This window comes from Streptomyces sp. NPDC058691 (assembly GCF_042714775.1).
GTDB lineage: Bacteria > Actinomycetota > Actinomycetes > Streptomycetales > Streptomycetaceae > Actinacidiphila.
This window is the reverse complement of record NZ_JBHXSO010000007.1, coordinates 169,467-184,572: the sequence shown is the minus strand read 5'-3', so window position 1 is coordinate 184,572 and position 15,106 is coordinate 169,467. Positions and strand designations below refer to the sequence as shown.

Annotated in this window: 13 protein-coding genes and 1 pseudogene; 9 read left to right on the top strand and 5 right to left on the bottom strand. The window is 69.5% G+C overall.

From position 1 onward, the window contains the following. Positions 1-1,026: 1,026 nt before the first annotated feature. Together ACFWVC_RS07740 and ACFWVC_RS07735 are read right to left on the bottom strand one after the other, a co-directional pair. Complete coding sequence (locus tag ACFWVC_RS07740) at positions 1,027-1,398, bottom strand: fic family toxin-antitoxin system, toxin component (RefSeq protein WP_384280116.1); 372 nt, start codon at positions 1,396-1,398, stop codon at positions 1,027-1,029. Continuing rightward, entirely contained in the window at positions 1,395-1,655 is a 261-nt protein-coding gene (locus ACFWVC_RS07735; RefSeq protein WP_384280114.1) for a plasmid mobilization protein, read from the bottom strand. Before ACFWVC_RS07735 ends, ACFWVC_RS07740 begins: the two co-directional genes overlap by 4 nt. Positions 1,656-2,155: 500 nt before the next feature. Between ACFWVC_RS07735 and ACFWVC_RS07730 the strand changes: the two genes are divergently transcribed. Continuing rightward, positions 2,156-3,109 carry an MFS transporter gene (locus tag ACFWVC_RS07730; protein ID WP_384280112.1) on the top strand — a complete coding sequence of 318 codons (954 nt, stop codon included), beginning with the start codon at positions 2,156-2,158 and terminating at the stop codon, positions 3,107-3,109. 693 nt (positions 3,110-3,802) lie between these two features. Here the strand turns inward: ACFWVC_RS07730 and ACFWVC_RS07725 are convergent. After that, positions 3,803-4,162, bottom strand: coding sequence for a hypothetical protein (locus tag ACFWVC_RS07725; protein ID WP_384280137.1), 360 nt, complete (start codon positions 4,160-4,162; stop codon positions 3,803-3,805). A gap of 53 nt (positions 4,163-4,215) precedes the next feature. Then, positions 4,216-4,422 (bottom strand): annotated as a pseudogene (locus tag ACFWVC_RS07720) (hemerythrin domain-containing protein); the annotation flags it as partial. Between the two features lie 558 nt (positions 4,423-4,980). Between ACFWVC_RS07720 and ACFWVC_RS07715 the strand changes: the two are divergent. The 8 genes from ACFWVC_RS07715 (at position 4,981) to ACFWVC_RS07680 (ending at position 14,014) form a co-directional block, all read left to right on the top strand. Continuing rightward, positions 4,981-5,934, top strand: a complete 954-nt coding sequence (locus ACFWVC_RS07715; RefSeq protein WP_384280110.1) for a hypothetical protein — start codon at positions 4,981-4,983, stop codon at positions 5,932-5,934. A gap of 334 nt (positions 5,935-6,268) precedes the next feature. Further along, positions 6,269-6,358 carry a potassium-transporting ATPase subunit F gene (locus tag ACFWVC_RS07710; protein WP_384280108.1) on the top strand — a complete coding sequence of 30 codons (90 nt, stop codon included), beginning with the start codon at positions 6,269-6,271 and terminating at the stop codon, positions 6,356-6,358. Further along, complete coding sequence (gene kdpA, locus ACFWVC_RS07705) at positions 6,358-8,046, top strand: potassium-transporting ATPase subunit KdpA (protein ID WP_384280105.1); 1,689 nt, start codon at positions 6,358-6,360, stop codon at positions 8,044-8,046. Before ACFWVC_RS07710 ends, kdpA begins: the two co-directional genes overlap by 1 nt. 79 nt (positions 8,047-8,125) lie before the next feature. Then, a complete protein-coding gene (gene kdpB / locus ACFWVC_RS07700; RefSeq protein ID WP_384280103.1) occupies positions 8,126-10,204 on the top strand; it encodes a potassium-transporting ATPase subunit KdpB in 2,079 nt (692 codons plus the stop codon). Positions 10,205-10,300: 96 nt separating this feature from the next. Further along, positions 10,301-10,834 (top strand): potassium-transporting ATPase subunit C, encoded by a 534-nt coding sequence (locus ACFWVC_RS07695; RefSeq protein WP_384280102.1) that lies wholly within the window; start codon positions 10,301-10,303, stop codon positions 10,832-10,834. A gap of 242 nt (positions 10,835-11,076) precedes the next feature. Next, positions 11,077-12,714, top strand: coding sequence for an ATP-binding protein (locus tag ACFWVC_RS07690; protein WP_384280101.1), 1,638 nt, complete (start codon positions 11,077-11,079; stop codon positions 12,712-12,714). After that, positions 12,600-13,265 carry a response regulator transcription factor gene (locus tag ACFWVC_RS07685; protein ID WP_384280134.1) on the top strand — a complete coding sequence of 222 codons (666 nt, stop codon included), beginning with the start codon at positions 12,600-12,602 and terminating at the stop codon, positions 13,263-13,265. The genes ACFWVC_RS07690 and ACFWVC_RS07685 overlap by 115 nt, the downstream gene beginning before the upstream one ends. Positions 13,266-13,324: 59 nt before the next feature. Further along, a complete protein-coding gene (locus tag ACFWVC_RS07680; RefSeq protein ID WP_384280099.1) occupies positions 13,325-14,014 on the top strand; it encodes a response regulator in 690 nt (229 codons plus the stop codon). Here the strand turns inward: ACFWVC_RS07680 and ACFWVC_RS07675 are convergent. Next, positions 13,996-14,988: a helix-turn-helix domain-containing protein gene (locus ACFWVC_RS07675; protein WP_384280097.1), complete on the bottom strand. Its 993-nt coding sequence runs from the start codon at positions 14,986-14,988 to the stop codon at positions 13,996-13,998. The two genes, ACFWVC_RS07680 and ACFWVC_RS07675, sit on opposite strands and share 19 nt — an antisense overlap. Positions 14,989-15,106: the final 118 nt, after the last annotated feature.

Sequence of the window (15,106 nt, the reverse complement as noted above, 5' to 3'; positions counted from 1 at the left end):
CGCCTGAGCCGGGACGACGTCCCGGCCCAGGCGTTGCCGGTCAGGAGGTCGACCAACACCGGCCCCAGGCGACAGGCTGACGTGCCCGACAGACCTCATCGACCGTCGCGCCCATGGTTCGCATCGAGGGGATCGGACGTGCCGCAGCCCTGCCAGGTGGGGCGGTGCCCAGCGGGGAGTCCCGGGGAACACCGGCGACGAGGCCGCGTTGCCGCAGGTCAGCGTCCGCCCAGGGTTCGGTGGACAGCACTGCCGTTTACCTGAAGTATTCGGATGGATGCACGGCGACTATGTGGCTGGGGACGTACAGGAAACAACTCGTGCTGTGGGCCGCGCCGAGTGAAGACGACTTGGTCACCCTCGAGTAGGGGACGCTCCCAGGCCAATGCTGAGGCCACCGCCGCGGCGCGTACGGCGTCTGCCGCACCGGTTCAGTACGGCAGCGAAGTGGTAGCGGGACGGATGCATGTGACGGTTGGATGGGGGCGTGCCGAAGAGCGATGACTATGAGAGAACCAGCGCCAGACTGACCACATGGGGCTGCCTTGCTGGGTTCGCCCTCGCTGTCGCTATTCCGGTGGGGATCTTCCTGGCAGTCGTGCTCTTCGGGATGCCGAACCCGTAACCCATCGCTGCGACGACCGAGGTCGGCGCGATGTCGCCAATTCTCGTCTCCTGACGGCAGAAGATGACGGCAACTGAGCCATAAGACGCAGACCTTGGCGGTGGTAGGGGGCCTATCTTGAGGCCGTGTCGTGGCAACGTGGCTGCACTACGAGTGGCGCGGATTCGGATGTCGCCATGGCCTGCATCGTAGAGGCAGCTCGGCACACGGCGGTCTGGGCCGCCCATCAGCCGGGCGGGACGTCGCCGAGTGAAGTGACTACGGGATGAGGCGTCTGTCGAATGCGAATCGACGATACGTGCTCGTCGCTCTGATAAGGCTGAAGACTCGCAGCTCATCGCCATACGAATGGCGGACCGGTTACAAGGTGGGGCGCCTCGGGGTCTGCCGGACGCGGCCGGCTACGCCACCCATCCCCGGATGGCTTCCGCGACCGCCCTGACGTCCAGCGCGTCCCGGTCGATCCGGGCCGCCAGCTCCGCTGCCTCTTTCGCGCCCACGGTGACGATGGCCCCGCTCGCCGTCAGGTAGGCCGCCGCCACCACCGCGCCGAACAACTCGTTGGCGTAGTCCAGCGCCGGCACCCGGATGAGCTGGTGCATCAGTGCGGCCGCGCGATGGTGCACCTCCGTGTAGACGGGGGTCTCCATCACCTTGTCCGCGTGCCGCGCCACGGCAGCCGCCATCGACCCGAAATCGGTGATGTCGGGGTCACCCGGCATGTTCTGGTGCGCGAGGTCCAGCAGCCATGCACGATCGATGTGGACGATCACGCAGCGGCCCCGGCACCAGCTCCGGTGCCGTCGCCGGCCTTCGGGTGCCCGAACTGCTCCGCGAAGGTGTCACCCCAGGCGTCGGCGAAGTGCGCGCCCGCGCCAAGGAACCGATGCCGCAGGTCATTGGCCTCGTCCGCGAGGACCTGGCGGGCGTAGTCGGGCACGCTCATGCCGACGGCCTTCGCCCGCGCCTCGATCCCGGCGGCGGTCGCCTCGTCCACCCGCACGTTGATCTGCTTGTGGCTGCTGCTCATACCACCACCGTAGCGGACCCTACACACTGCTACACCTCATTCCGCGGTGGCCCTCCCCCTCGACGGCGTCGTCCCACGGCTACGGTGATCGTCGTTGATCCGATCCGGGGGGCCGTCGAGGTGTCGATCTCGGCGGCGGGAGCAGGGCTACGGTGATCGCTTGTTCGGGTGGGGCGCGACGTCATCCGGTTCCGCATCCCGATTCCGGTCGGCATGGCTTCCCTTGTCCGTTCCGCTGTTCAGGCGGCACTTCACGGCCCGGGTGCTCTCCTGGACGGGCACCGCCGTCTCGCCGGTCGCCCTGGCGTTCGCCGTCCTCGGGCTGGGCGGCGGCGTGAGTGGGCTGAGCATCGTGCTGGCTGCCGACATCTCGGCGCGCGCGGCGCTGCTGCTGGCCGGCGGAGCCGCGGCCGACAGGTGGTCGCGGACCGCGGTACTGGTGGCCGCCAACACGGTCGCCGCTCTGGGGCAGGGGTGCGCCGCCGTCCTGGTGTGGACGGGTGCGGCCCAGGTCTGGCACCCTGGCCGCGCTCGCGGTGCTCGGCGGGATGGCGGGAGCCTTCATCGGCCCGGCCTCCAGTGGGGTGCTGCGGACCGTGGTGCCGCCGGAGCAGTTGCGTCAGGCCAATGCCCTGATGCGTCTGGCACAGAACTCGGTGAAGCTCGGCGGGCCTGCCCTTGGCGGCACGGTCGTCGCTGCGGCGGGTCCCCAGTGGGCCATCGCCTGGGATGCGGCCACGTATCTGGTCGCAGGGCTGATCTACACCGGTCTCCACATGCCGAAGCCCGCCGGTGCACGAAAGCGTGGGCGTCCCGCGGGCCTGAGTGAGGGGTGGCGCGAGATCGCAGTCCGCCCGTGGCTGGGCCTGATGCTCGCCCAGGGCCTCCTGGTGGTGCCGGTCTGGCTGGTGTCCTACCAGGCGCTGGGACCCGCCTATGGACAGGATCGCCTGGGCGGAGCAGCCGGGTGGGGTCTGGCGATGACCGGGTTCACCGCGGGGCTGCTGACGGGGGCCGCCATGGCCTTGTGGTGGCACGTCCGTCGTGTGGGGTGGCTCTTCTGCTGGGGAACGGCACTGATGGCGGCTCCCATGCTGGCCATGGCCGGTGGGAGCGGCCTGCTCCTGGTGGTGCCGGGGTACCTGCTGGCCGGGGCGGGCCAGGCGTTGATGGCGACCCTCTGGAACGTCCTGCTTCAACGCCGCATCCCCGATGCGGCGTTCGGCCGGGTCATGGCGTTCTCCGGTCTGGCGGAACTCGCTCCCGTCCCCCTGGCCTCCTTGGCCGTCGCCCCGATAGCGCACCACTTCGGCGTACGAACGGCGTTGACCGGCTGCGGCCTGATCGTCCTGGGCGCCGCCGCGGCTCCGTTGACGCACCGCCGTGTGCGCGCCCTGTCCCTGCCGGCAAGGCCGGCGACGACGGCTCACCGAAAAGCTCAGCGCCGTCCTTGACTTCTACGGCTTCCACGACTTCCACGACTTCTACGCACCGAACCACCGCCGGTGTTGAACTCCACATCACGGCCCGGTCTGACCGGACCGTCACGCTGATATCTTTGGTGCCGGCCAGACGCGAGCCTTTCGCGCGTCCGGATGCCCGCCGGCAGTATTTCGGCGACGAGCCCAGGACCACCCTTGGATTGGAATGCACTTCGCCATGACTTCAGAGACATCGAGTCGGTGGTTGCGCGCACGAAATCCCAGCTCATCGGCGATGCGCCTGATTTGCTTTCCCTATGCCGGCGGCGCGGCGTCGCTATTTCACCGCTGGCCGACCCAATTGTCCTAGGACGTCGAAGTGGTGGCCGTCCAATATCCGGGCAGGGAAGACCGCCGGCACGAGGACGTCATCCTCGACTTCGAGGTACTGATCAATGAGTTGACGGCCGCGCTGGAGCCGGTGCTGGGGACCGGGAAACCTCGGCGGAGTTCAACTTCACCGTTCTGTCCGGCGGGCACTTCTTCGACCCCGCCGGCACCACCGCAATGATCGAACTGATCGCCTCCGACCTGGAGTCGACGGTGCTGAATCACGCGTAGGGCGAGGCCGGCCCACCGGGCGCGGCAGGCGTAGGGACGCCGGACACGGTCCGGCGTCCCTACGCCGTTGTGCGGCGCCGGGGGCACCGCCGAGGCAGCTGCGGGTCAGGACCCGACGCGGGGCGGTGTGGGGGTTCCGTACACGCGCTTGGCGTGCGAGGCGTACAGCCGCGGCGCCAGGATCGGCATGATCAGCCGGGGGACGAGCGGCGCGTGCCCGAGGACCTCCTTGATCACCTCGGGGTCGCCCTCGTACATCATCATGCCGAAGGACAGCGGCAGGTCCTTCTTCGGGCTCTTCGCTATCCCGTGCTCGCCGAGCCGGGCCCACTCCGCGGCGGTGATGAACTCCGCGGCCAGGGGCAGGATTTCCTTCTCCTCCATGGCCATGTGCTCAAGGAGCCTGTCGAGCAGCCGGTCGACCGCCTCGGCCAGCGGTTCGCCGTCCCGAGCAGTGGTAGCCATGCCGCGAGGAGTCCGTTCACTTCGGTGAGGGCGGCGTCGATGCCGTGGTGGTGTCCCTCCATCGTGGGCACGATCGCCGCGCTCCGCTCGCCGCCGCGCTCCAGGAGCCGCGGCCACACGATCATGTCCTCGCCCTCGTGGTGCAGATGCAGGATGAGACACACCTTGTCGGCGTGCGACGCCACGATCTCAGCCCGCCTGGTGTCGCCCGGTGCGACATCGCGGATGAGCTGGGGAAGGAGACGGAATTCCCGACGCATCATGGTGTGCGCCATATACATGTCTCGCACATCCGCCATGCGCTCGGTGTCTGTCTGGACCACGGAAACAGCCTCGATCGGTCTTGGGTGAGCACTGAAGTGGCAAATGCCACGAACTACCGGGGCATGCGACCCGGCGACGGGCCCGGCGGCGTCAGGAATCACAGATTTCGCGACGTGCGGGCGTCGCACCACCTCGGACGGAGTCCGGCCCGGATACCTTCGGGATGGTGGCGGAGTCCGATGAACAGCAGCCCAACGGCCATGCGCCGGACGCGGATTCACACGTGGAACCGGCTCACGGATGAATATGTGGAGATCCCGGGCGACGAAACGTGGAAAAGCGAGCACAACACCTCATCCGGGGTGAGTTACTCGTTGGCGCCCCGTCGTTGATACGGGTAGGTTCGCCGCTCGTCACCGCTTTCTCGCGGACACCACTGCCCACCAGGACAACAGCGCAAATCGTCCCGGCACTTACGGGTGTCCACCAGGCCGGCACCAGGGGGGTGCCGGCCCGCGGCGGTGCACGGCAGGTGAATGCGGAGGGGAAAGAGCATGGCGGAACCATCGGACTTCGTCGCCCGGTTGCGGGCGGATCAGCAGGACCCCGGGCGTGAGGAAGCGCTGCGCCGCGACAAGTCGCGGCGGCGCCGCAAGGCGGTACTGCTGGCATCCGCCGGGGCACTCGTCCTGACGGGATTCGGTGTGTGGCTGAACTCCGTCACCGGACACCGGCCGGCGAAGGAGCCCTACGCACCCCAACTGCTGCAAGAGGACATGTGGCCCGACGAGTGGCCGGCCACGGTCCGCCTGCCGTTCCGGGGCTCGCCCGCCGCCGCGTGGGAGGACGGTTCCCACGGCATCGTGGCACCGAGAGCCGAGGCCACCGACGACTACAGCGCGACCGAGGTCGCCGCCGCCCTGCGCCACAGCAGGGAGTTCCTCATCGAGTCCAATGTGACGCCCGCCCCGCTGACGGGAGAGACGCCGTCGGCCGCGCTGGACCTCCTCGACCCGCGTGACCCCGGCACGAGGGAACTCCAGGACGCGCTGGAGCACCCCGGCAAGGGGCACAGCCCGCTCGACGTCTTCACCCGGTTCGACCCGGAGAAGGATGTCGTCGTCGAGGGCGCGATGAAGACGCGGGGAACGATGACGTACGAGGTCTCCTCGTCCGGCGAGCTCCTCGTGCACGCCGACTACACCTTCGTCTACGCGGTCACGAAGGCCCATGGCGGCTGGGAGATCGTCCCGGGAGCGCCGGAAGCCTCCCGCGTCATCGTCCGGCGCCACATCACCCTCGCCGCCGGCCACGGCGGACTCGCCCTGCGCGAGGGTGTACGCCGCCTCGTCAACGTCGACTGCAGGGCACCCGAAGACGGGTACATCCACCCCCTGTACTACAAGGCGGCGGACAAGGCGCCGAAATCGACCTCCTTGGACCCCTACGCGGCCCACACCGGCCTCCAGGACATCCCGGACGGCTGCATCACCCCGACCAGGACCTGAACCTCCCGGCGGCCGAGGGAGGGGCGGGCGCGCCGGCCATGCGCCGGCCGCCCCTCCTCCCTCCCCCGCCGCCCTGGACACACCACCGCAGACACGTCCCGCAACGCCCCACGCGCTCGTCGCTCGTCGCTCGCCCTGAGCGCTGAGGCCACGCGAGCGCTTCAAGCGACTCCTTCAGCCCGTTCACTCTTTTTCCACCGCATGGGCCGGTGCTTCCACCTCGCCGCTACCGGGCACCCGGCCAGGCTGCAGACGTGGCAGATACCTGGGTTGTGATCGGAATCGTCGGATTCGTGGCCGCCATGCTCGGCCTGATCTGGTGCTTGGAGCGAGTGTGAGCGCGACTGACGTGTTGCTGTTGGTGTTGTCGATTGCCACGTTCATCTATGTGGGCGTGGCACTGTTCAAGGCGGAGCGGTTCTGATGGCGTTCGCATGGACCGTCGTCGTGATGGTCGTCGTGCTGGGGTTGTGCTGGCGGTTCCTCGGCTCGTACATGGTCGCGGTGTACGAGGGCCGCTCCCGCTGGCTGACGTGGCTGGAGCGGCCCGTATACCGCGCTCTGCGGGTGTCGCCGGAGTCGGAGCAGACATGGCAGCGGTACGCCGCGTCCGTGGTCGGCTTCTCCGGCGTGGCGCTGCTGATCACCTACGGCATATTCCGACTGCAGGGGTCCCTGCCGTTCAATCCGCAGCATTTCGGCGCGGTGCGGGCGGACACGGCGTGGAATACGTCGGTGTCGTTCGTGACGAATACGAACTGGCAGTCGTACTCGGGTGAGACGACGATGTCCTATCTCTCGCAGATGGGCTCACTCGCGGTGCAGAACTTCCTGTCCGCGGCGGTCGGAATGGCGGTGGCGATCGCGCTGGTGCGCGGTTTCGCCCGCAAGGGATCGGCGACGATCGGCAACTTCTGGGTGGACCTGGTCCGCGGCACGATCTACGTGCTGCTGCCGATCGCGTTCGTGGCGGCGGTCGTCTTCATCGGGCAGGGCACGGTGCAGACGCTGGCCGGCTCGGTGCCGGTCCACAACGAGCTGACCGGCGCCGCCCAGGTGCTGGGCCGCGGCCCGATGGCCTCGCAGGAGGTCATCAAGCAGCTCGGCACGAACGGAGGCGGGTTCTTCAACGCCAATGGCGCCAACCCGTTGGAGAACCCGACCGGCCTGACGAACCTGCTGTCGATCCTGCTGATCCTGTGCATCCCGGTCGCGTTCACCTACGTGTTCGGGAAGATGGTGTTCAGCACCCGCCAGGGCCTGGCGATCCTCGCGGTCATGACGGTTCTCTTCGCCGGCTGGGTGACGATGGCGGCGGTGGCCGAGCACCATGGCAGCCCGGCGATGGCCGCTGCCGGCCTCAGTGACGCCGGCATCGGCAACATGGAGGGCAAGGAGACCCGGTTCGGGGTGCTGTCGTCGTCGCTGTACAACGTGACCTCGACGCAGACCTCCACCGGCTCGGTGAACTCGGCGGCGGACTCGTACACGCCGATCGGCGGGTTCGCGATGCTGACCGGCATGATGCTCGGCGAGGTCAGCCCCGGCGGCGTCGGGACCGGCCTGTACGGGATCCTGCTGTTCGCGGTGATCACGGTGTTCATCGGCGGCCTGATGGTCGGCCGGACACCGGAGTACCTCGGCAAGAAGATCCAGGCCAGAGAGGTGAAACTCGCCGCTCTCGGCGTGCTGGTCATGCCGATCACGGTGCTGGTGCTGACCGCGGTCGCCGCCGCGACCGGCGTCGGCAGGGCCGGGCCGCTCAATGCCGGGCCGCACGGGTTCTCCGAGATCCTCTACGCCTACACGTCCCAGACCAACAACAACGGCTCCGGGTTCGGCGGGCTGAGCGCGAACACCCCCTTCTACAACATCACCGGCACGATCGGGCTGCTGCTGGGCAGGTTCGGGATGATCATCCCGGTGCTGGCGCTGGCCGGCAGCCTGGCGGCGAAGAAGCCCGCGGCCGCGGGGCTCGGGACCTTCCGCACGGACAAGCCGATGTTCGTCGGCCTGCTCACCGGCGTGATCCTGATCGTGGGCGCGCTGACGTTCTTCCCGGCCCTGGCTCTGGGGCCGCTGGTCGAGCACGTCAGCCACGGACTCTTCTGAGGTACGTGAATCCGGTGCGTACCCCATGCGAATACCCCCTGTCACCGCGCTCGTTGCGCGTGTGGAAAGGAATGCTGTGATGCAGGACGTTCATGTCCTTGACAAGCCGGATGCGGGGCCCGGTACACCGCACGGGCCACGCGGCGTGGTGAACCGGCGCGGTCTGTTCGACCCGCAGATCCTGCGGCAGGCCGCGGTGGACTCGGTCCGCAAGCTCGACCCCCGTGTGCAGATCAAGAACCCGGTCATGTTCGTGGTGCTGATCGGCACCGTGGTCACCCTGGTCGAGGCGATCGCGCACCCCAGCGTGTTCACCTGGCTGGTGACCGTGTGGCTGGCGCTGACGGTGCTGTTCGCCAACTTCGCCGAGGCGATGGCCGAGGGCCGCGGCAAGGCGCAGGCCGACACCCTGCGCCGTACCCGTACCGAGACCGACGCCCGCCGGCTGGCACCCGACGGCAGCGAGCAGCGGGTCGCGGCGGGAGAGCTGGGCACCGGGGACGTCGTGGTGTGCGAGGCCGGGGACGTGATCCCCTCCGACGGCGAGATCATCGAGGGCGCGGCGTCGGTCGACGAGTCGGCGATCACCGGCGAGTCCGCCCCGACGATCCGCGAGTCCGGCGGCGACCGCTCCGCGGTCACCGGCGGAACCCGGGTGCTCTCCGACCGGATCGTCGTGCGCATCACCGCCGAGCCGGGACAGACGTTCCTGGACCGGATGATCCGCCTGGTCGAGGGGGCCAAGCGGCAGAAGACCCCGAACGAGATCGCGCTGGCGATCCTGCTGGCCGCGCTCACGATCGTCTTCGTCCCGGTGGTGGTCACGGTGCAGCCGCTGGCGAGCTTCTCCGGCACGCATGTGTCGGTGGTCATCCTCGTCGCGCTGCTGGTCTGCCTGATCCCGACCACGATCGGCGCGCTGCTGTCCGCGATCGGCATCGCCGGCATGGACCGGCTGGTGCAGCGCAACGTGCTCGCGATGAGCGGCCGTGCCGTCGAGGCCGCCGGCGACGTGCAGACCCTGCTGCTGGACAAGACCGGCACCATCACCCTCGGCAACCGGATGGCGTCCGCCTTCCACCCGGTCGGTGGCTGCGGCGAGGCCGACCTGGCCGCCGCCGCGCAGCTGGCCTCGCTGGCCGACGAGACCCCGGAAGGGCGCTCCATCGTCGTCCTCGCGAAAGAACGCTACGGACTGCGCGAGCGTGACCTGGGCCCGTCCCACACCTTTGTCCCGTTCACCGCGACCACCCGTATGTCCGGGCTGGACATCGCCGGCCGGTCCATCCGCAAGGGCGCCGCAGAGGCCGTCAAGCGCTGGGTCGTCGAGCAGGGCGGCACCCTGCCGCCGGAGCTGGACTCGATCGTCGAAAGGGTCGCCAAGGCCGGCGCCACCCCCCTGGCGGTCGCCGACGGGCCGAAGGTGCTGGGCGTGATCGAACTCAAGGACGTGGTCAAGCAGGGCATCGCCGAGCGGTTCGCGGAGCTGCGCGCCATCGGGATCCGCACCGTCATGATCACCGGTGACAACCCGCTCACCGCCGCCGCGATCGCCCAGGAGGCGGGCGTGGACGACTACCTGGCCGAGGCGACCCCGGACAGGAAGATGCAGCTGATCAAGGCCGAACAGGAGGGCGGGAAGCTGGTCGCGATGACCGGCGACGGCACCAACGACGCCCCCGCCCTCGCCCAGGCCGACGTCGGCGTGGCCATGAACACGGGCACCACCGCCGCCAAAGAGGCCGGCAACATGGTCGACCTCGACTCGAACCCGACCAAGCTCATCGAGATCGTCGAGATCGGCAAACAGCTGCTGATCACCCGGGGTGCGCTGACGACCTTCTCCATCGCCAACGACGTCGCCAAGTACTTCGCGATCATCCCGGCCCTGTTCCTGACGACGTTCCCGCAGCTGCACGCGTTCAACATCATGGGCCTGCACAGCCCGACCTCGGCAGTGCTGTCCGCGGTCATCTTCAACGCGCTGGTCATCGTCGCGCTGATCCCGCTGGCGCTGCGCGGCGTGCGGTTCCGGGCGTCCGGCGCGACCGCGATCCTTCGCCGCAACGTGCTGGTCTACGGCGTCGGAGGGCTGATCGTCCCGTTCATCGGGATCAAGCTCATCGACCTGATCCTCACCGTCCTGCATGCCTACTGAGCCCCGCATGCCGGTCGGCAACCGCACCCAATCAAGAACCGCACTGCCTCAGACCCGCACATCGCGGCGTCGGATGGGAATCGTCATGGAGTTGTCATGCTGTGGGTGAACCTGTGGCGGGGCGTGATCGTCTCGGCCGTCTTCTTCGTCCTGCTCGGACTGGCCTACCCGCTGGCGGAGACCGGCATCGGGCAGGCGCTGTTCCACCACCAGGCCGATGGGTCGCTCGGTACGAACGGATCCGCCCTGGTCGGGCAGCAGTGGAAGGGACCGCAGTGGTTCCAGGGCCGCCCCGACGGTGACGACCCGACGGTGACCGGCGGATCCAACCTCGGTCCCCGCTCGAAGGAACTGGTCGACACCTACAAGAAGCGGGCCGCCGCCCTGCGGAAGCAGGGCATCACGCCCACTCCGGAACTGGTCGCCGCCTCCGGCAGCGGGATCGACCCCGACATCAGCCCCGCGGCCGCCTACGCCCAGGCCGACGCGGTCGCGGCGGCCCGCCACCTGCCGGGCGACCAGGTGCACGCACTGGTCGCCGCCCATGTGGAGGGGTCCCAGTGGGGGTTCCTCGGCGTCTCCCACGTCAACGTCCTCGAACTCAACGAGGCGCTGGCCGGGCTGAAGTAGCGCCGGACGCCGATGCCCGACGATGTCCGCCGAGCCGCAGGCGGACCCGCCGTCGTGGCCGGGACCGTGGAAACCCACGGCCGCCCGGCCACGGCGGCCGGGCGGTCCGGAAGCGGTCCAGAGGCGGTCCCTGACCAGGGCGCTTCAGTGAAGACGATCCGGTGGCAAGATTGCTGGTGGAAAAAATGTCGACAACCGGCAGCCGTACCCGGCACACGAGAGGAACCCCCACGACCGACACCGTGCGCCGTAATCTGGCCGGATCGCTCGCTGCACTGGCCTGCACGGCCGTACTCACTCTCGCCATGCTGCCGCTGCGGACCCACCTCAGCATCGCCACCACGGCCCTGGTGCTGGTCGTCCCGGTCGTCGTCGGCGTCACCATCGGCGGTTTCCTCACCGGCGTGCTCAGCACCGTCTGCGGCTTCCTGGTCTACGACTTCTTCTTCATACCGCCCTACCTGACGCTGGAAGTCGGCGCGAACGAGAACTGGACCGCACTGGGCATCTACGTGCTGGTCATGCTGCCCGTCGCCCGGGTGGTGGCCGGCATGAACGCCGCAAGAGCGGCGGCCCGGCAACACGGTCTGCTGGTGCGGCGACTGTTCGACCTGTCCACCCAGCTCGTCCAGGACCGGCCGCTGCCCGAGCTGCTCAGCGTCATCGTGACCGCCCTGGCCGATGTGCTCGACGCCGGCCACGTCGCGCTGCTGCTGCCCGAGGACGACCGGCTGCGCGTCGCCGCCACCGCCGGCGAGGACCTCGACCCGACCGAGCTGCGGCGACTGCATCCCCAGCCCGGGCAGGTCACCAACCTCGACCTCCTCGCCGCACCCGCCGGCCAGGGGCGCAGGGGCGAGCCGGTGCAACTGGCACTGGTGGCCGCCGGACGCCCCATCGGAGTGCTGACGATTACCGGCGTCACGATCACCGAACAGCAACGCGAGCCGCTGCTGCTGTTCGCCAACCAGATCGCCCTCGCCGTAGAGCGGGCCCAGCTGCGCGAAGAGGCGCTGCGCGCACAGCTGACCCACGAGGTCGAACACCTCGCCCGCACCCTGGTCGCGGCGGTCTCCCACGACCTGCGCAGCCCCCTGGCGTCGATCAAGGCGTCCTCCTCCGTGCTCGCCGACACCGACCTCGCCCCGGCCCTGAGCGAGGCCGCCCGCGGAGAGCTGGCCCGGCTCATCGACGCCCAGACCGATCGGCTCGCGGCCCTGGTCACCAATCTCCTCGACATGAGCCGGGTCCAGGCCGGTGTCCTGCGGCCACGCACCGGCCTGACCGAGGCGGGCGATCTCATCGCCGGCGTCCTGCGGGAGCTTCCCGGCCCCCCGCCACGGCAGATCATCGCCGACATCGACGCGGAACTGCCGCTCGTCGACGTCGACACCGTGCTCATCGGCCGGGTCCTCACCAACCTGCTCGACAACGCCGCCCGCTACGCCCCGCCGGGCACACCCATCACCATCCGCGCCTACCGGAGCGACCCGGCCACGGTGACCGTCTCGGTCGCCGACCGCGGCCCGGGCATCCCGCCCAGCCGGCGGGACGACGTCTTCGGCTTCTTCTTCCGCCGCGAAGCCGACACCGGAACCGGACTCGGACTGGCCATCGCCAAGATCTTCATCGAGGCGCACCACCAACGCATCTGGGCCGACCAGAATCCCGGCGGCGGCGCCCGCTTCACCTTCACCCTGCCGGCCGTGGCCGGCCTGCCCGAGGAGAACACACCGTGGCCACCGTCCTCATCGTCGATGACGACATCGCGCTGCTCGCCGCCTGCCGAGTCGGCCTCGAAGCCCTCGGCCACCAGGTCCGCACCGCCGAAACCGGCCAAGGCGGACTCGCCGAGGCCGCCGTCCACGCCCCCGACGTGATCGTCCTCGACCTCGGCCTGCCCGACCTCGACGGACTCGACGTCTGCACCCGCATCCGCACATGGACCGACCGGCCCATCATCATCCTGTCCGCCGACAGCTCCGAGGACCGCAAAGTCGAGGCCCTCGACAACGGCGCCGACGACTACATGACCAAGCCCTTCGGCATGCGGGAACTCGACGCCCGGCTCCGGGTCGCCCTGCGCCATCACGCCTCCGGCGCCGACGCCGACCACCTGACCGAGTTCACCGTCGGGCCGCTCACCCTCGACCTGGTCCACTACGAGGCCACGTACCACGGCCGGCCGCTCGACCTCACCCCCAAGGAGTTCGACGTCCTCGCCTACCTCGCCCGCCACGTCGGCAAGGTCTGCACGCGGCGCATGATCCTGGAGAACGTCTGGGGCCCCGCCTACGCCAACGAGCAGCACTACCTCAAGGTGTACGCCTACCGCATCCGCAAGAAGCTGCACGACGAGGCCGGCGAGTTCCTGCAGAACGATCCCTCCGTCGGCTACCGGCTCACGGTCCCCGCCCCCTCGGCCGGCTGACACCACTGCCCGACTGCCCGCGTGGTCCGCCGAGAGCTCACTGACGAAAGGGCGCCACCTTGACCCGCATCCTGGTCGTCGACGACGAACCGCTCACACTGAAATCCCTTCAGGCCCGCCTCCAGGCCGACCACTACACCGTGGACACGGCGGCCGACGGCCGCCAGGCGCTGGTGGAGGCCGTCAGCAATCCGCCCGACGCCGTCATCCTCGACCTCGGGCTGCCACAGATCGACGGCCACCAGGTGATGCAGGCCCTGCGTGCCTGGAGCCTGGTGCCGATCATCGTCCTCTCCGAGCGGTCCGACGCCGGCGAGAAGGCGGCCGTCCTCGACGCGGGAGCCGACGACTACGTCACCAAGCCCTTCGCGATGATCGAACTCCTCGCCCGTTTGCGGGCGGTGCTGCGCCGGCCGTCCACGCAGGCGCCCTCCCGCGTGATCGCGCGCATCGGCGAGTGGAGGATCGATCTCGGCACCTCCACCGTGAGCCGCGCGGACGATGTCGACGAGCAACTGCGGCTCACCCCCACCGAGTGGAGCATCCTCGGCGTCCTCCTCCGCCACCCGCCGGGCCAGCTGGTGACCAGCCGGCAGATCCTCCGGCACGTCTGGGGACCGGAGCACGAGGACAAGACGAACTACCTGCGTATCTACTTCGCCAACCTGCGGCGGAAGTTGGAGCCCGAGCCGACCAGCCCCCGCCACCTGCTCACCGAGCCCGGCATGGGCTACCGCTTCGCACCGTGACCTGCGGGACCCGTCACCCCGTCCGGGACGGGACGGCTGCGCGAGCGGAAGGTGCGGCGGTAGGTGTCGGGAGGCACGCCGACCGTGCGGTTGAAGTGCCGGCGCAGCGTCGTGGCGGTGCCCATGCCGGTGGCGGCCGCGATGGTGTCGACGCTGTCGTCGGTGGTCTCCAGCAACTCCTGGGCGTGGCGGATCCGCTGGGTGAGCAGCCACTGCAGCGGAGTGGTGCCGGTCACCGACCGGAACTGGCGGCCCAGGTGACGTGAACTCATCCGTGCCCGGCGGGCGAGGTCCTCCACGGTCAGCGGCTGGTCGAGCCGTTCGATCACCCAGGGGAACAGTTCGGCGAGCGGGTGGCTGTCGGGCGCGGGCGCCGGGGTGGTGACGAACTGGGCCTGGCCGCCGTCCCGGTGCGGCGGCACGACCAGTCGGCGGGCGACCGCGTTGGTGGCCGACGAGCCGTGGTCGAGGCGGACGATGTGGAGGCACAGGTCCATGGCGGCGGCCTTGCCGGCCGAGGTGAGCACGCTGCCGTTGTCCACGTAGAGGACGTCAGGGTCCACCGTCACCTCGGGGTAGCGGGCGGCCAGGACTCCGGTGTGCGCCCAGTGAGTGGTCGCGCGCCTCCCGTCGAGCAGGCCCGCGGCGGCCAGCACGAACGCGCCGGTGCACAGGGAGGCCACGCGGGCGCCTGCCTCGTGGGCCGCGCGTACCGCGTCCACCAGTTCGGCGGGTGGGGCCTCGTCGACGTCCGCCCAGCCCGGGACGATCACCGTGTCGGCGCCCGGGAGCCGGTCGAAGCCGTGGTCGGGCTCCAGCGTGAACCGGCCGGCCCGCACGGCGCCGGGCCCGCAGACGGCCAGGTCGTACCAGGGACCTGCCACGTCGACCGGCGCGGAGCCGAAGACCTCGTAGGCGATGGACAGTTCGAAGTGCAGCATCCCGTCGGTGACGGCCAGTGCGACAGTTCCCATGTCCGGAATTGTACGGGGCATGGCGTTCCAGACACTCGCGGTCCGGTATCACCCTCGGCAGGATGTCTCCCGGCGGATCATTCCAATGCCTCCAATGCTTCCAATGACTCCAATACGG